A 16781-nucleotide genomic window follows, 5' to 3' on the forward strand; every position below is an offset into this window, starting at 1 on the left:
AGTTCCAAGAATATGATTCGTTAAACTCCACGGGAGATGGAACCGGTTCCAGTTCCATCGTCCCGGGACGGCGCCGCAGCTCAATACACGTCAGCCTGGAAGCGCCCCTTCTTCTTGAGATCGGCGACGAAACTGACCGCCTCGTCGGTCGAACGTGCGCCGAACTGGGCGACGATGTCGACCAGCGCTCGCTCGACGTCCTTGGCCATGCGCTTGGCATCGCCGCAGATATAGAGATGCGCGCCTTCGGCGAGCCACGTCCAGACTTCACGGCCGAGCTCACGCATGCGGTCCTGCACGTAAAACTTCTTCTCGCCATCGCGCGACCAGGCCAGCGACAGGCGCGTCAGAAGCCCTGAGGTCTTCATCGCGTTCAGCTCGTCGCGGTAGAAGAAGTCGCAATCGCTGCGCTGATGGCCGAAGAACAGCCAGTTTTTGCCTTGCGCGCCGGTGGCCTTGCGGTCGAGCAGGAAGGCGCGGAACGGCGCGATGCCGGTGCCCGGGCCGATCATGATCACAGGAATCTTGGGATCCTGCGGCAGACCGAAACCATGCGCCTTCTGCACATAGACCTTCAGCTTGTCGCCCTCCTTGATGCGCTCGCCGAGGAAGGTCGAGGCGACCCCGAGCCGTTTGCGCTTGCCGATCACGTAACGCACGGAATCGACCGTCAGCGACAGCTTGCCGGGCGTGGCATTGTGCGAGGACGAGATCGAGTAGAGCCGCGGCTGCAGCGGCTCCAGCGCCTCCACGAAGGCCTCGGGATGCGGCCGCGTGCCGGAAAACTTCTGCAGCGCGGCCATCACGTCGAGCGTTGCGGCATCGCCATCGGGATCCTCGCCCTGCGCCAGCGCCCTCGCCTTCTCGCGCTGCGCGCCGCCGGTGATGAAGGAGAGCAATTCGAACAGCTTGTCGGGCGCAGGCGACAGCGAGACGTCTTCGACCAGCGCCTCGCGCAGCGTCTTGTTGTTGACCTTGGTGGTGTGGGACGCACCGAGCAGCGCGATGATCTGGTCGACGAGGCCGAGGTCGTTGCGGGCGAACACGCCAAAGCTGTCGCCGACGACATAGTCGAGCCTGCTCTCGGAGAGATCGAACTCGACGTGATAGGTCTCCTTCTCCGAGCCGCCCTTGTTGAGCAGGCGACGCGACAGGAATGTCGCCTCGACAGGATTCTCGCGGGTACGGCCGAGCTCCGCCTTTACCTCCGGCGCAACCGGTGCGCTCGTGGCCGGAGCCCCTGGCGCGGGCTTCGCAGCCGGCGCCTTGTCGATCTCCTCGAACAGCTGCTTCAACATCCGCGCCGTCTCCTTGCCGCCGGGGGCGCAGAGGTTGAGGCGGGCTTCGCTCTTGTTGGCGATCGAGTCCGAATAGTCGGCGCAATTGTAGCCACACTGGCCGCAATCCTGCTGCGCCATCGCCGCCATCATGCGGCGGCGGAGCGGACGTCCTTCCGCGAGCTTCATGCGATCGGCGATCGCCATCGCCGGATCATGCCAGGGCGCCTCGCCGTCGTCGCCATCGCCCTGCGGCGCCAGCACGGCGCCGTTCTCGGCCGGCGACAGCGCCGTCGAGCCGTCGAGACCGAACATGCCGACCAGAAAACCGTTCAGCCAGAGACGCTGGCCTTCGGTGAACGGTGCATTGGCCGGAATGATCTCGATCTTGGGAGGCACGGTCATCTGGGTCATGCTGCTGCTTCCGCTTCGGCGAGTTTGCGCAAGGCTTCGCCGTCATGGCGACGGGAAAAGGTCAGGAACGTCTCTTCGGGTGAGGTCCGCTTGGCGAGATAGGCCTTTAAAAGCCCCTCGATCCTCTTCGGCACATCCTCGGCCTTCACGTCATGAAACACCTCCTGCCCGATGTCCGCATCCGGACCGAAGCCTCCGCCCGTGAACAGGTGATAGCCCTCGACCTGGTCATCCTCGCTCGCACCCGGGACCTTGGCCGCGATCAGGCCGATGTCAGAGATGTAGTGCTGGGCACACGAGTGATGGCAGCCGGTCAGATGGATGTTGAGCGGCGTGTCGAGATTGACGCGTTCGTCGCACCAGTCGCCGATCGCGGCGGCATGGCGCTTGGTGTCGGAAGCCGCGAACTTGCAGCCGGCATTGCCGGTGCAGGCGATCAGGCCGGCGCGGACGTTCGAGACTTGCGTCGCGAGGCCAAGCTTCTCGACCGCGGCGGTGACGAGCGCAACGCTCTCGTCACGCACCCCTGAGATCAGCAGGTTTTGCCAGACCGTCAGGCGGATATCGCCGTCACCGAGATCCTGCGAAATCTTGGCGAGCCCGCGCATCTGCTCGCTGGTGAGCTTGCCGACCGGCAGCGCCACGCCGACCCAGTTGAGGCCGGCCTGCTTCTGCTTGTGCACGCCGATATGGGCCGTGCGGTCAGACAAGGGACGCGGCAGAATCGCTTCGGCCGGCACGCGTGCGAACGGCTTCTTGAGGCGCTCCTCGACCAGCTCGAGGAAGCCGTCGTGGCCCATGGTGTCGAGCACGTATTTCAGCCGCGCCTTGTTGCGGTTGGTGCGATCGCCATGCTCGATGAAGACGCGCACGATCGCATCGGCCACAGCGGTCGCGTCCTGGGGGCGAACGACGATGCCCGAATACTTCGCAAAATCCTTGTGGCCGGTGATGCCGCCGAGGCCGAGCTTGAACCAGACACCCGGCTCGACGCCGTGGCCGTCCTTCACCTCGACCGCCGTGAAAGCGATGTCGTTGGTTTCCTCCAGCGCGGCGATCTTGCCGGCACCGTCGAAGGCAACGTTGAACTTGCGCGGCAGGCCGAACAGCGAGCGGTCGTTGAGGATGTGGTAGTGCCATTCGCGCGCATAGGGGCGCGTGTCGAGCAGTTCCTGCGGATCGATGCCCGCCGTCGGCGTGCCCGTGACGTTGCGAATGTTGTCCGCGCCGGCACCACGCGAGCAGAGGCCGATGTCCTGCACGCCCTCGATCAGCTTGACCGCGTTCTTCGGCTCGATCTCGCGGATCTGGAAGTTGGCCCGGGTGGTGACGTGGGTGTAGCCGCCGCCACAGCTTTCGGCGATGTCGGCAAGGCCCGACATCTGCCAGTGCTTCAGAATGCCGTTGGGAATGCGCAGACGCGCCATGTACGAGGTCTGTGCCGGCGCGACCCAAAAGATGCCGTAATAGCGCCAGCGGAAATTGTCCGCCGGCGTCGGATTGGCATTGTTGCGGGCCTGGTCCTTCAGACGCTCATAGGCATCGAAGGGATGCATCTCGCGCTTGAACTTCTCCTGGTCGGCGAGCTTCTTGCCCGCGGCCGTGAGCTTGTCCTGCGCCTTGATCGCCGCAGCGTCCGGACCTGACGGTTCGGACGGTGCGGCTGCCGCGGGCGCGCCGCCGGCGGCAAAGGCGCGCCCGACACGTCCGACCTGCATGCCGGACATGAAGCCTTCGAGATAGCGCTTCTGCTCGTCGGAGAAATCGGCCGTGGGTGCGGTATCGAGTTTCATGAGCTGAATGGACCTACTCTGCTGCCTGGACCGCGACCTGCGCGACATCCGTTGCCGGCTTTGCAGGCTTGTACGTCGTGTAGAGCGCGAGACCGGTGAAGACGAAACCGCCGACGAGATTGCCCAGGGTCACGGGGATCTGATTCCACAGCCACCAGTCGGCAACGCTGATCTTGGCGCCGAGCATCATGCCGGTCGGGATCAGGAACATATTCACGACGGCATGCTCGTAGCCGAGCGCGAAGAACAGGAAGATCGGAAGCCATGTCGCTGCGATCTTTCCGACCGTGGAGGTCGAGGTCATCGCCATGACGACGCCGAGACAGACCAGCCAGTTGCAGAGCATCGCCTTGACGAAGACGGAGACCATGCCGGCGTTGCCGATCGCCGCGTTGCCGATGGTCTTGGCTTCGGCGACAGCAACGATCTTCGCGGCGACGCCGGCGACCTCGACCTTGCCCATGTTGGTGAGCGAGATCGCGATCAGTGCGCCGACGGCGATGCTGCCGAGCAGGTTGGCGACGAACACCCAGCACCAGTTCGCGATGACCGCATTCCAGCTCGCCTTGCCTTCGAGGCGAGCCAGCGGCACGATGGCGAAGCTCCCGGTGACGAGCTCGAGCCCGAGCAGCACGATCATCACGAGGCTGACGGGAAAGATCAGCGCGCCGACGATAGGCTGCCCCGTCGTGACCGCGCCCGTCAGGGCCAGCGTCGTGGCAGCGCCCAACAATGCGCCGGAGATCGCGCCGCGGATCATGATGTCACGCGGGGCAAGTGCCAGCTTCTTCAGGCTGGCATCAACCATCGAGACCACGACGTCAGAGGGTTTCGCGTAATCCATATCGAAGCTCCAGCTTGCCGCGCGCAGGCGGCGTCAACGGGTGAAACGGACGTTGATCGCAGGGAGCCGGTTGGAAGCGCACACGCGCCTCGCCAGAGCCCGGAGCGATCCGATCAGCCTCGTTGCTGCGGAAATCCACTATGGACCTGAGCCGCCGGCGCCCATGCCGGGAGGCTGCGCTTCCTCTATTCAAGGAGTGTGCCAATGCAGCACAAACGGCGAAGTCGAATGAAATCAGAACGTTACATTTGTGTGCAGCGCATGAAGTGGATCAAGGTTCATGCTGCTTCGGGCAGCAATGGCCCAAATATTAAGCTTCGAATCAATGTGATTAATTCTTGAGCAGGCGTTAGAAAGCCGACCGGCCGACCTCAAACGAGGCGAGATATCCGGCGAGATCGCCGGGATCGAACGCCGGTCCGGCAAAAGCGCTGAAGGGGGCGCTGGCGTGCCCCTCTCCCACGCGCCCGATCGCGGCGTCGTAGAGGTCCGGCCGGAACACGGCCATCGCGGTCTTGAGCGCTTCCGGGCTGAGGGCTGTCTGCCTCCAGCGGACCATCTGCGCGTAGAGCCAGGCGGCCTGAACCGGATCCGGACGCCCTGCCCCTTCACGTCCGACCAGAAGATAACGGCCGCTCTCGCGCACCGCGCCATCGGGCGAGGTCTTGAGCCGCCCAGTGAGGGAGCGCTGGATGACGTCGGCATCGACACCGATCCGCTCAGGTTGCGCCAGGATCTGCGCTACCTCGGCGAGGTTCGCGGGCTGCTCGATGAACTCGGCCCCTTTCACCGCCGCACGTACCAGGCTTGCAACCACATCAGGATGCTTGTCGGACCAGACCTGGCGAACCGCCAGCACCTTCTCGGCTGCGCGCTCCAGGATGTCGGACACGAAATGCAGGATATGGCCGATGCCGAGATCGACCGCGACCGAATTCCAGGGCGCGCCGACGCAAAAGGCGTCGACGTGACCGTTGGCGAGACTATCGACCATATAGGGTGGCGGCAACACGACAAGGCGCACATCCTCGTCGGGATCGACGCCGGCCGCCGCCATCCAGAAGCGCAGCTGGTAATTGTGGGTCGAGAACGGAAAGGTCATGCCGAATGTCAGCGGATCGGCGCCCGCCTTGCGCCTGATGGCCACAACTCTCGCCAGCGCCTTCGCGGTCGCGAGTGGATCGAAGCGGTCGCCATCGATCTCCTCGATCAGGGCGGCATGCAAGGAAGGCGACACAGTGATCGCGTTGCCGTTGATACCGAGGTTGAAGGGCGCTGCGATCGGCACCTTGACGTGACCGAGCCCGAGCGAAGATGCGATCGCCACGGGAGCCAGCAGATGCGCGGCGTCGAACAGGCCGATGTTCAGCTTGTCGCGGACATTGGACCAGGACACTTCGCGCACCAGCTCGACCTCGAGACCCTCAGCCGCGGCAAATCCCCTGTCGACGGCGACGATCAGGGCGGCGGCATCGACCAGCGGAATGAACCCGATGCGAAGGGGCGCAGTCATTTCAGCATCTCCGATGCGGTGATGATCGACTGCGCGATCTCGCCGATTTTCTTCTTCTCGCGCATGGCCGTTGAACGCAGCAGCACATAGGCCTCGTCCTCGGTGAGACCCTTGACCTTCATCAAAATGCCCTTGGCCTTCTCGATGATCTTGCGGTCCTCGAGCTGCGACTTGGTGCGCTCCAGTTCCTCCTGAAGTTTTGCGAAGGCGTTGAAGCGCGACACGCAGAGGTCGAGGATCGGCTTGATGCGCTCCTTCTTCAGCCCGTCGACGATGTAGGCGGACACCCCTGCCTCCACGGAAGCCTGAATCGAGGACGTATCGCTCTGGTCGACAAACATCGCAATCGGCCGCTTCACGGCGCGGCTGACCTGGAACATGGCCTCCAGCACGTCGCGGCTGGGGTTCTCGAGATCGATCAGGATGATGTCGGGGTCCACCGCATAAATACGGGCCAGCAGGCTCTGCATCTCGCGGATATGGAGGATCTCAGTGAAACCGGCCTCCCGCAACCCGTCTTCGAGGATCGCGGCCCGGACCGGGCTTTCGTCGACGATCACGATTTTGGGCGACTGTTCGGCGCTCATGTCTCACTCGCGGCAGGCGATTCATCCATAGCACGCCAGAACGCCCTGCAAAGGGTTGTAATTATGAGCAATTGGGACTAGCTCAAGCCTGTCAATCAGGCAGATTTGGATATGGATCAGACGGCTGCGCCCAAGGTCAGCTTCGTGTCACTCGGGTGCCCCAAGGCATTGGTGGATTCCGAGCGCATCATCACGCGCCTGCGCGCCGAGGGCTATGAGCTCGCGCGCAAGCATGACGGGGCCGATATCGTCATCGTCAACACCTGCGGCTTCCTCGACAGCGCCAAGCAGGAATCGCTCTCGGCGATCGGCGAGGCCATGGCCGAGAACGGCAGGGTGATCGTGACAGGCTGCATGGGCGCGGAGCCGGAAGCGATCGAGCAGGCCTATCCCGGCGTGCTCTCCATCTCAGGTCCGCAGCAGTACGAGAGCGTGCTCGATGCCGTGCATCGCGCGCTGCCGCCGGCGCACAATCCGCATCTCGACCTGGTGCCGCCGCAGGGCATCAAGCTGACACCGCGCCACTACGCGTATCTCAAGATCTCCGAGGGCTGCAACAACCGCTGCACCTTCTGCATCATCCCGAAGCTGCGCGGCGACCTGGTCTCGCGCCCGGCCAATGACGTTCTGCGTGAAGCGGAGCGCCTGGTCGGCGCCGGCGTCAAGGAACTGCTTGTTATTTCGCAGGACACCTCGGCCTACGGCATCGATCTCAAATATGCCGAGAGCCCGTGGAAGGACCGCCAGGTTCGCGCCAGATTTTTGGACCTCGCACGCGAGCTCGGCGAACTCGGCGCCTGGGTGCGGCTGCAGTACGTTTACCCCTACCCGCATGTCGACGAGGTCATCGCGCTGATGAACGAGGGCAAGGTGCTGCCCTATCTCGACATCCCGTTCCAGCATGCGAGCCCCGAGGTGCTGAAGGCGATGAAGCGCCCGGCGGCGCAGGACAAGACGCTGGCGCGCATCAAGCGCTGGCGAGAGGAATGTCCCGACCTCGCGTTGCGCTCGACCTTCATCGTCGGCTTCCCCGGCGAGACTGATTCCGATTTCGCCTATCTGCTGGACTGGCTGGATGAGGCCGAGATCGATCGCCTCGGCTGCTTCAAATACGAGCCCGTCGCGGGTGCCACGTCGAACGCGCTCGAAGGTGCCGTGCCCGCCGAGGTCAAGCAGGAGCGCTACAACGCGCTGATGGCGCGCCAGCAGAAGATTTCTGCGCGCAGGCTGAAGCGCAAGGTCGGCACGCGGCAGCAGATCATCATCGACGAGGTCGGTCCAACGGTGGCCAAGGGCCGCTCCAAGGCCGATGCGCCTGAGATTGACGGCGCGGTGTATCTCTCCAGCCGCCGCCCCTTGCGCGTCGGTGAGATCGTCACCGCGAAGATCGAGCGTGCGGACCAGTACGATCTGCACGGCAGCGTCGCCGGGTTCTGACGGTATCAGCTGGAACGGTCGGTTTACCTCTCCAGCAGGGACAGGTGGACACCCTTGGCTGGAGTCAGGCCAGCCATTTCGGCACCCAGCGCTCCGGGCGCGGTGCGCGGGCGAGATCGGCCTGGGCCTCGGCTAATAGCGCCGGCTCGCCGTTGATCGTTGGGCGGACGTCGTATTCGAAGTTCGGCATGACGCGACCATCGGCATAGAGGCCGAATTTCATCGCGTACCACAACCCGAGCTCGGGCTGCGCCCTCCGCATCTCCTCGCGCAAATCACGCAGCAGGGATTCGATCGAGGCGGCTTCCTCGAACGGTTGCGGTCGGTGCGCCAGCACGCGCGCCTCGTATTGCTTGCCTGATATCGCGACCTCGAAATGCGTTTTGTCCCAGGGCTTCTTGCCTTTGGGCAGGTGCGCGGCCAGCCGCCAGCCGAGCTCGGCCATCAGTCGGTGGTTGGCCCAGTATTCCTCGCGATCCCTGCTCCACTTCTCGACAAAGCCGCGAAAGTCGGGAAGCTCGCCGTCCTCGCATGCAACGGGTTCGCCGGCCGGCCTTCGGGCGAGCCACTGTGCGAGCTCGGCGGTCTGAGGCTCGACCTCGTCGTGCGGCCGCAAATCGTGCCAGGCCTTGTCGAATTGCAGCGACGTCAGTTTCGTCAGCAGCGCGTCGAGGGACGGTGCGAGCAACTCGTGGTCGCCTTCCGAGCCCAGCCCGACGATCGGGGGATCGTCGCGGTCGAGTCCGGCGCCGTACCAGCCGCCCACGGCCGAACCATCAGGCAAACGCATGAACAGCGCGAAGCGGTCGCGCAAGGGGCTGCCGTCGAAGATCGGCGCCTGGTCGGAGAACTGGCCCTGCAGCGAGAAGCAGCCGACGCTGCCCCAGGGCCGCCCGTTCAGCCAACCGGCAAAATCGAGCAGCAAGGGCGGCGCCTCGATGCCCGGCGGAAACGCGCCGCGTATGCTGTCGAGGTCGATCGGGTATGAGGTGTCGGACAAGGCTGAAAACTGTCTGGTTGGTCCCGCCCTTTTAGTCTCGACCGGCTTGAGTCCGGTTCGAACCAATTCGCTTCCTGCGATCACAAACGCGCTACGGGCTTTTTAGTTTCTGGGCTGCGGTCGAATGATGCGTCATCGCAATCCGCTTGACAGACCCTGCCTTTCGACTGTACGGACGCGCCCCATGACTATCTCCCGGACCCATCTGCGCCAGGCCATGCGTCGTCGCTCCCGCGACGATGATGGGTTGCGCCATGTCCGACGACGCCGCTGAAGTCCTGAATTCAGCGCAGTTTTCGAGAAGGCCGCACCCGCAAAGTGCGGCCTTCTTGCATTTCACGTCCGTGTTCACCCGCCCCGGATCTTCCCAAGAGGAGCTCGACATGACCACCGCCACCCATCCGTATGACGCGCTGATGGACATCACTGCACGGCCGAAGACCGTGTTCGTCCGTGGCGCCGGCTCGTATCTCTGGGACGACAGCCGCAAGCGCTATCTCGATTTCGTGCAGGGTTGGGCCGTGAACTGCCTCGGCCACTCGCCGCCGGCGGTTGCCGACGCGCTGGCTGCGCAGGCCAAGCGGCTGCTGACGCCGAGCCCCGCCTTCTACAACGAGCCGAGCCTCAAGCTGGCACAGGCGCTGGTCGACGTCAGCGCCTTCAACCAGGTGTTCTTTGCCAATTCGGGCGCGGAAGCCAATGAGGGCGCGATCAAGCTCGCGCGCAAATATGGCAGCCTGCACAGAGGCGGCGCGTTCGAGATCATTACCTTCGCAGGCGGCTTCCATGGGCGGACGCTCGCGACGATGTCGGCCTCCGGCAAGAAGGCGTTCGAGCCGCTGTTCGAACCGAAAGTATCCGGCTTCAAGAAGGCTGAGCTCAACGACATTGCCTCGGTCGAGAAGCTGATCAGCGACAACACGGTCGCTGTCATGCTCGAGCCGATCCAGGGCGAGTCAGGCGTATGGCCCGCAACCGATCAGTTCCTGCAAGAGCTGCGCGCACTCACCGAGGCGCACGGCCTGCTGCTCATCTTCGACGAGATCCAGACCGGCATGGGCCGGACCGGAAAGCTCTTCCACTATGAGCACGCAGGAATTGCGCCTGATATCATGACGCTCGGCAAAGGCATCGGCGGCGGCGTGCCGCTCGCAGCTCTGCTTGCGACCGAGCGCGCGTCCTGCTTCGAGCACGGCGACCAGGGCGGAACGTTCAACGGCAACCCCTTCATGTGCGCGGCGGGACTTGCGGTACTTGATCAGGTCGGCAAGCCGGATTTCCTGAAGTCCGTCACCGAGACCGGCCTGCTGCTCGAGAGCGAGTTGCAAAAAGTCTCGGCGCGGCATGGCCTCGGCGGCGTGCGCGGCCGCGGCCTGTTGCTGGCGCTCGACCTCAAGCTTCCGATCGCGCCCGGCATCGTCGCGCAGGCGTTCGAGGCCGGCGTCCTCCTCAACGCGCCGCAACTCGACACGCTGCGCTTCATGCCGGCGTTGAACGTCACGAGGGCAGAGATCGCCGAGATGATTGGCTGTCTCGACGAGATCTTGACCAAGGCCGGCGCGGCGAGACGTGTGGCGTGATGGCAGTCCTGTGCCCCGGATGCAGCGCAGCGCTCCTTCGCTGCGCTGCAGAGCCTGGGCCCATCCCACAGAACCATTCGTCGCCGCTCGGTCCCGGCTCTGCGCCGCAACGCTGGCGCGTGGAGTCGGATAGCGACGGACGACTTACGGCTTCAGAATCGAAGCTCCCGTCGTCTTGCGGCTTTCGAGATCGATGTGGGCCTTGGCCGCGTCCTTCAGCGCGTAGGCGTGGTTGATCGGCACGTGCAGCTTGCCGTTGATGACGGCGGAGAACAGCGTGTCGGCGCCTTCCAGCAGCTCCTTGCGGGTACCGATATAGTCGTTGAGCTTCGGCCGCGTCGCAAACAGCGAGCCGTGATTGTTCAGCTCCGCGATCGCGAATGGCGGCACGGGGCCCGAGGCATTGCCGAACGAGACGAACATGCCGCGCGGCTTCAAACACGACAGCGAACCCGGGAAGGTCGACTTGCCGACGCCGTCATACACGACGTCGCAGCCCTCGTTGCGGCTGATTTGCTTGACGCGCGCGACGAAGTCTTCCTCGTTGTAGAGGATGACGTGGTCGCAGCCATTGGCTTCCGCGAGCTCGGCTTTCTCGCGCGAGCCGACCGTGCCGATGACGTGTGCCCCGAGCGCCCTCGCCCATTGGCAAGCCAGCAGACCAATGCCGCCCGCCGCGGCATGGATCAGCACCCGATGATGCGGCTCGACCTTGAAGGTCTTGTGCAGGAGATACCAGACGGTGAGGCCCTTGAGCATCAGCACGGCGCCCTGCTCGTAGGTGATGTGATCGGGCAGCTTGACCAGCCTGTCCCAGGGGATGTTGCGCTCGCTCGCATACCCGCCGAGATTGTGGTAGTAGGCGACGCGGTCGCCGGGATGGAAATGCGTTACGCCAGGCCCGACGGCGACGACCTCGCCCGACGCCTCGTTGCCGGCGATGAACGGCAATCCCGGAGCCTTGTACAGGCCCGTGCGGTAATAGACGTCGATGAAGTTCAGGCCGACCGCATGCTGGCGGATGCGCACCTCGCCGGAGCCGGGCGCCGGGACCTCGACGCTCTCATAGACCAGGGCCTCGGGACCTCCGACCTTGTGCACACGGACCGCTTTGGTCATCACCTGACCTCCTCTTCTCGCCGCTCAAGCGAAAGACATAGCGCCCGCCTTGTCAACTCGACCCGATCTGGAGCGGCTAGACGGGCTTCTTCTTGCGATTGCGCTTGGCCAGCACGTTGAAGAATTCCACGGCCGCCGAGAACGCAATTGCGAAATAGATGTAACCGCGCGGGATGTGGAATTTGAATCCGTCCGCAACCAGCGCAACGCCGATCAACACCAGAAATGCCAGCGCCAGCATCTTGGTGGTCGGATGCTCCGCGACGAATCGCGCCACCGGTCCCGATGAAATGTACATGATCAGGCAGGCGATCACGACGGCCGCGATCATGATCTCGAGGTCCTGCGCCATCCCGATCGCGGTGATGATCGAGTCCAGCGAGAACACGATGTCGATGATGATGATCTGGACGATCACCCAGAAGAACGCACTGCCGCCGGACCTCTGATCGTCGCCGGAATCATCGGCCTCGACCTCGGCATGGATCTCGTGCGTCGCCTTCGCGATCAGGAACAGGCCGCCGCCGATCAGGATCAGGTCACGCCACGAAAAATCGTACCCCGAAAACGAGAACACCGGGGCGGTCAGGCCTATCAGCCGGACCAGCAGGCTGAGCAGGATGATGCGGAAGATCAGCGCCAGCGCCAGCCCGATCTGGCGCGCGCGATGGGCCTGCGGCTCCGGAATGCGCGAGACGATCACCGACAGGAAGATGACGTTGTCGATGCCGAGCACGATCTCGAGCGCGGTCAAGGTGAGCAGCGCGGCCCAGGCCTCCGGGCTGGTCAGCAAATGCATCACGCGAACGCCCTCACCAGCCGGATCAAAGCGTCGCTGAAGACGATCCAGAGAGCGATCGCGCAGAGTGCGACGGTTACGCCGGTGCCCGCGCGAAAATCCATCTCCAGCGCATAGACCCCGAGCACCGCCCACAGCGCGATCAGCGACATCGTGAGCCAGCGCAGCCGCACGACGCGGACCGGATGCAGCACGTGGAACGGCACGAAGGTCAGCACCACCAGCGCTGCGACCAGCAGCGTCGAGGACAGCGGCGGCCAGTGCAGCAGGAACAAATAGAACGCCGCCGCATTCCACAGCGCCGGAAAGCCGCGAAAGTGATTGTCCTCAGCCTTCATGCGCAGATCGGCGAAATAGAGCGCGCCGGTCACGATGATGGCGATGCCGAGCAACGGTGCCGCGACCGGCAGCAGCATGCCGCTCGCAACAATCGCATAGGCCGGCACGAACACATAGGTGACGAAATCGACCACCAGGTCGAGCACGTCGCCCGACCAGTTCGGCTGCACGACCTTGACGTTGAGCCTGCGCGCGATCGGTCCGTCGACGGCATCGATGATCAGGGCGACCCCCAGCCATCCGAACATCGCCGCCCAGTGCTCGCGCACGGCCTCGAGCATCGCCAGCAGTGCGATGGCTGCGCCGAAGGCGGTGAAGATGTGCACCGAGAACGCCGCGGCACGGATCGCGGGCGTCGGCTTGAGGGAATCCTCTTGGCTGTCCATCTTGGTATCCATGGCTTCTGCTACCAGAACGCGACCGGTTTGCACATCCGCCGATGGGGCATCGGCCGCGCAATTCGTTATAAAATCAGGCGAAATAGGTGGGCTTGAATTTGCCACAGGGCGTGTCACATGTCGTTCCATGACAGACGCATCGACGTTCTTTGACGCGACCATCATCGGCGGTGGACCGGCAGGCCTCGCGGCCGCGATCGCACTGGCGCAGGCCGGCGCGCGGACCGCGCTGGTGGCGCGGCGCCTGCCCTATGCCGATAACAGGACCACTGCGCTGCTGGGTGCCTCCGTCGATCTGCTGGAGAGCCTGGACGTCTGGCCGCGCTGCAGGGACAAGGCCGCCGCACTCGAGGTGATGCGTCTCGTCGACGACACCAACAGGCTAATCCGTGCGCCGGAGGTCCGGTTCTCCTGCCACGAAATCGGGCGAGACGCCTTCGGCTACAACATCGACAACCGCTCGCTGATGCTGGCGCTCGAAGCGCGCGCGGCCGAGTTGCCGAATCTCGTTCGTTTTGACGACGAGGCCGAGAGCGTCGTGATCGAAGCTGATGATGTCGCCATCCGCACGGCATCGGGACAATTCCTCTCGGCCCGGCTCGTGGTCGGCGCCGACGGCCGGCATTCGCTGTGCCGGGAGGCTGCCGGAATTGCCGTGACGCGACGCGACCTGACGCAGACGGCGCTGACCTTCAACGTCAGCCATGGCAGGCCGCATCGCAACGTCTCGACCGAGTTCCACACCCCGCATGGCCCCTGCGTGTTCGTCCCCCTGCCCGGCAACCGCTCCAGCGTGGTCTGGGTCTCGGCCCCCGCGGAAGCCGAGCGACTGCGCGGCTTGAGCGACGAGGAGCTCTCCGCCGCGATCGAGAAGCAGTCGCATTCCATTCTCGGCCGGATGACGGTCGAGCCCGGTCGCAGCCTGTTCCCGCTGGCGATCGAACGTCCGCAATCCTTTGCTCGCGACCGCATCGCCCTGGTCGGCGAAGCCGCCCACGTGGTCCCCCCGATCGGCGCCCAGGGCCTCAATCTCGGTCTGCGGGACGCCGCTGACATCGCCGGACTCGCCGGCGAGGCCATCGCATCAGGCCATGATCCCGGCGCGGACGACGCGCTCAAGCGTTACGACCGAGCGCGGCGCCCGGATATTCTGAGCCGGACTTTTGTGATCGACATCGCCAACCGCTCGCTGCTCAACGATTTCCTGCCGCTTCAGCCGGTCCGCGCTGTCGGCCTGCATCTGTTGGGTGCCATCGGCCCGCTCCGGCGCTTTGCCATGCGCGAGGGGCTGACGCCGACCTGGCGAAAGTAGCGTTTACGGAAACACCAGCCGGCCGGTCTGGAGCAGCCACATCACTCCGGTCAGCGTGACCACCGAGGCGAACGTCCCGAGCAGCACCGCGACGGAGGCCGATTCGATCCAGGCATCGTTCTGGCGCGCGATCACGAACACATTCAGCGCCGGCGGCAGCGAGGCCATCAGGATGGCCGTGGCAGCCCAGGGCTGCGCGAAGGGGCCGAACGCCAGCATCCAGCCGAACGCCGCCAGCGGGTGGATCAGGAGTTTGACGGCGATCACGCCGGGCACTTCCCACGGCACGCGGTCGAACGGGCGCAGCGCCACGGTCACGCCGAGCACGAATAGCGCCGTCGGGGCGGCGGCGTTCTGGAGGAAGGTGATGGTGCGATCGAGCGCGACCGGCAGTTCGATATGGAGCGCCGCCACGGCCGCGCCAAAACAGGCCGACATGATCAGCGGGTTGAGCACGATCTGCTTCAGCACGACCCCGAAGGCATGCAGGATCGAGGGATGTTCGCGGTCTGACAGCTCGACCAACAGCGGCACGATCGTGAACAGGAAGATGCTGTCGCAGCAGAAGATCAGCGCTGTCGGCGCCGAGGCCTTCGGCCCGAGCACGGCGAGGGCCAGACCCGGCCCCATATAGCCGATATTGCCGTAGCCGCCGGAGAGTCCTGCGAGCGTCGCCTCCCGCAGCGTCAGGCGGCCGAGCAGCTTGCCGACCGCCAGCGCCAGGGTGAACGCGGTGACCGTGGACAGCGTGGTTGCGACCAGGAACGGCGGGTTATTCAATTCCGAAAAAGGAGTCTTCGACATGATCGCGAACAGCAGCGCCGGCAGCGATACGTAGAGCAGGAAGAAGTTCATCCAGGCCAGCCCCGATTCCGGCAGCGACTTGGCCTTGCCGCAGGCGAAACCGACAAAGATCAAGCCGAAATAAGGTAGCGCCAGATTGAGGATAGCAACCATAGATAAAGGTTTTTCTGAAGATTTTGAAGCTGTCTGTCCCGCACCGGCGGGTTAATTCCGGATCAGGCCACTAGCATCGGCCACAATCCTGGTCTATCGACGGGGAATGATTAAAGCGCGGACCGCCAAATTCCAGATCGGCCAGGTCGTTCGCCACCGGATCTTCTCGTTCCGGGGGGTGATTTTCGACATCGATCCGGAATTCAACAACACCGAAGAGTGGTGGCTGTCGATCCCCGAGGAAGTACGGCCCCACAAGGACCAGCCGTTCTATCATCTGCTCGCGGAGAACGCGGAATCCGAGTACGTCGCCTACGTCTCCGAGCAGAACCTGCTGCCCGACGAATCAGGCGAACCGATCCGGCATTCCCAGGTCGCCGAGATCTTCATCAAGAACAAGGATGGCGGCTACCGCCCGCGCAATCCCTCGCTGAACTAGAACAGCTGGCCAATAAAACATCTGGGCAACAAAAAAGGCGCTCGAACCGAGCGCCTTTTTCATATCAGGGGTTTGAGCCCGACTACTTCTGGGCCGCCGGCGCTGCACCGGGTGTACCCGGCGCTCCGCCCTGCTGCTCGAGCTTCTTGCGCTGCTCTTCAGCCTTCTTCTGAAGCTCTTCCTGGAGCTTCTTCTGGGTTTCCTCGAACACCTTCGGATCGGTCGGCGGACCGTCATAGGCCTTCTGGAATTCGCCGGCGAGCGGCAGCGGCAGGGTCAGCGGCGCACCGTTGGCGTTGATCGCCTGCACCACGAGGTTCTGGCCCTTCTTCATGTTGTTGAGGAGCTCGGGCGTCGCCTCGTAGTCGGACATGCAGCCGTTCTGGAAGCAGATCACATACGGGCTCTGCAGCGGCGGGTTGTTGTCGACGATGATGCGGGTGCCGTGCACGAGTTGCATGCCGAGCGGCAGCGTCACGCGCAGGATCTTCTTCGGCTCGCCTTCGGGCTCGATGATCACGGCGGCGATGACCGGCTGACCCGATTCGATGCGGCCGTCCTTGCCGGTGAAGCAAACCTGCTTGGCGTTGGCGTCCTGGCCCTTGAGGCAGAACTTGGTCCAGGGAGCGTAGATCAGCTGGATCTGCTGATCCGCGGGCGGAGCGCCCTGCGCCGCTGGCGCGCCCTGCTGGGCCGGAGCCTGTTGGGCCTGGGCAGCCGGCGCGGGCGCCGGGGCCGGGGCCTTGGGGGCCGCCTTTGGCGCGGCCTTGGCTTTCGGCGCGGCGGCCGGTGGTGGGGTCTGGGCTTCGGCGGCAAACGGAATGACCAATGCCGTCGCCGTCAACAGAGCGAGAACTCGCCCGCGCGGCCGGACGGACGCGGCCAAATAACGGAAATTCATTGCAGAAAACCCTTTCTGAACGGGAAGTGCCCGAACCGCTCCGATGCACCGACCCAAGCCGCCTTGGGCGCG

Annotated in this window: 15 protein-coding genes; 4 read left to right on the forward strand and 11 right to left on the reverse strand. The window is 64.3% G+C overall.

Going from position 1 to position 16781, the window contains the following annotated elements; genetic code table 11:
* Window positions 1–80: 80 nt before the first annotated feature.
* The 5 genes from ACVIIW_RS27545 to ACVIIW_RS27565 all read right to left on the reverse strand — a co-directional run bounded on the left by ACVIIW_RS27545 (window position 81) and on the right by ACVIIW_RS27565 (window position 6428).
* A complete protein-coding gene (locus ACVIIW_RS27545) occupies window positions 81–1691 on the reverse strand; it encodes a sulfite reductase subunit alpha (RefSeq protein WP_456703612.1) in 1611 nt (536 codons plus the stop codon).
* Window positions 1688–3484, reverse strand: coding sequence for a NirA family protein (locus ACVIIW_RS27550; RefSeq protein WP_456703613.1), 1797 nt, complete (start codon window positions 3482–3484; stop codon window positions 1688–1690). Before ACVIIW_RS27550 ends, ACVIIW_RS27545 begins: the two co-directional genes overlap by 4 nt.
* Before the next feature lie 13 nt (window positions 3485–3497).
* Window positions 3498–4328, reverse strand: coding sequence for a formate/nitrite transporter family protein (locus ACVIIW_RS27555; protein WP_456703614.1), 831 nt, complete (start codon window positions 4326–4328; stop codon window positions 3498–3500).
* 349 nt (window positions 4329–4677) lie between these two features.
* The gene (locus ACVIIW_RS27560; RefSeq protein ID WP_456703615.1) at window positions 4678–5841 is read right to left on the reverse strand and encodes a CmpA/NrtA family ABC transporter substrate-binding protein; all 1164 of its coding nucleotides are present in this window, start codon (window positions 5839–5841) and stop codon (window positions 4678–4680) included.
* On the reverse strand, window positions 5838–6428 hold the full coding sequence (locus ACVIIW_RS27565; protein WP_456703616.1) for an ANTAR domain-containing response regulator: 591 nt from the start codon (window positions 6426–6428) through the stop codon (window positions 5838–5840). Before ACVIIW_RS27565 ends, ACVIIW_RS27560 begins: the two co-directional genes overlap by 4 nt.
* A 111-nt stretch (window positions 6429–6539) precedes the next feature.
* Between ACVIIW_RS27565 and rimO the strand changes: the two genes are divergently transcribed.
* Window positions 6540–7865, forward strand: coding sequence for a 30S ribosomal protein S12 methylthiotransferase RimO (gene rimO / locus ACVIIW_RS27570; protein ID WP_456703617.1), 1326 nt, complete (start codon window positions 6540–6542; stop codon window positions 7863–7865).
* A 64-nt stretch (window positions 7866–7929) separates the two neighbouring features.
* Here the strand turns inward: rimO and ACVIIW_RS27575 are convergent, their stop codons facing one another.
* On the reverse strand, window positions 7930–8865 hold the full coding sequence (locus ACVIIW_RS27575) for a hypothetical protein (RefSeq protein WP_456703618.1): 936 nt from the start codon (window positions 8863–8865) through the stop codon (window positions 7930–7932).
* A gap of 383 nt (window positions 8866–9248) precedes the next feature.
* Here ACVIIW_RS27575 and ACVIIW_RS27580 point away from each other — a divergent pair, with 383 nt between their 5' ends.
* Window positions 9249–10445 (forward strand): acetylornithine transaminase, encoded by a 1197-nt coding sequence (locus ACVIIW_RS27580; RefSeq protein WP_456703619.1) that lies wholly within the window; start codon window positions 9249–9251, stop codon window positions 10443–10445.
* A gap of 144 nt (window positions 10446–10589) precedes the next feature.
* Here the strand turns inward: ACVIIW_RS27580 and ACVIIW_RS27585 are convergent, their stop codons facing one another.
* From ACVIIW_RS27585 to pcsA, 3 genes are all read right to left on the reverse strand, one after another.
* Complete coding sequence (locus ACVIIW_RS27585; RefSeq protein ID WP_456703620.1) at window positions 10590–11564, reverse strand: quinone oxidoreductase family protein; 975 nt, start codon at window positions 11562–11564, stop codon at window positions 10590–10592.
* Window positions 11565–11640: 76 nt separating this feature from the next.
* On the reverse strand, window positions 11641–12366 hold the full coding sequence (locus ACVIIW_RS27590; protein ID WP_456703621.1) for a TerC family protein: 726 nt from the start codon (window positions 12364–12366) through the stop codon (window positions 11641–11643).
* Entirely contained in the window at window positions 12363–13088 is a 726-nt protein-coding gene (gene pcsA / locus ACVIIW_RS27595; RefSeq protein ID WP_456705285.1) for a phosphatidylcholine synthase, read from the reverse strand. Before pcsA ends, ACVIIW_RS27590 begins: the two co-directional genes overlap by 4 nt.
* A gap of 139 nt (window positions 13089–13227) precedes the next feature.
* On the opposite strand from pcsA, the gene ACVIIW_RS27600 reads away from it, so the two are divergent.
* Complete coding sequence (locus ACVIIW_RS27600) at window positions 13228–14412, forward strand: UbiH/UbiF family hydroxylase (protein ID WP_456703622.1); 1185 nt, start codon at window positions 13228–13230, stop codon at window positions 14410–14412.
* Between the two features lie 3 nt (window positions 14413–14415).
* Here the strand turns inward: ACVIIW_RS27600 and ACVIIW_RS27605 are convergent, their stop codons facing one another.
* Complete coding sequence (locus tag ACVIIW_RS27605; RefSeq protein ID WP_456703623.1) at window positions 14416–15369, reverse strand: AEC family transporter; 954 nt, start codon at window positions 15367–15369, stop codon at window positions 14416–14418.
* A gap of 106 nt (window positions 15370–15475) precedes the next feature.
* Between ACVIIW_RS27605 and hspQ the strand changes: the two genes are divergently transcribed.
* Window positions 15476–15808, forward strand: coding sequence for a heat shock protein HspQ (gene hspQ / locus ACVIIW_RS27610; protein WP_018317973.1), 333 nt, complete (start codon window positions 15476–15478; stop codon window positions 15806–15808).
* A gap of 82 nt (window positions 15809–15890) precedes the next feature.
* On the opposite strand, the gene ACVIIW_RS27615 is transcribed toward hspQ, so the two are convergent.
* Window positions 15891–16709, reverse strand: coding sequence for an invasion associated locus B family protein (locus ACVIIW_RS27615; protein ID WP_456703624.1), 819 nt, complete (start codon window positions 16707–16709; stop codon window positions 15891–15893).
* Window positions 16710–16781: the final 72 nt, after the last annotated feature.

The sequence above is a fragment of the Bradyrhizobium sp. USDA 4449 genome, from assembly GCF_054056275.1.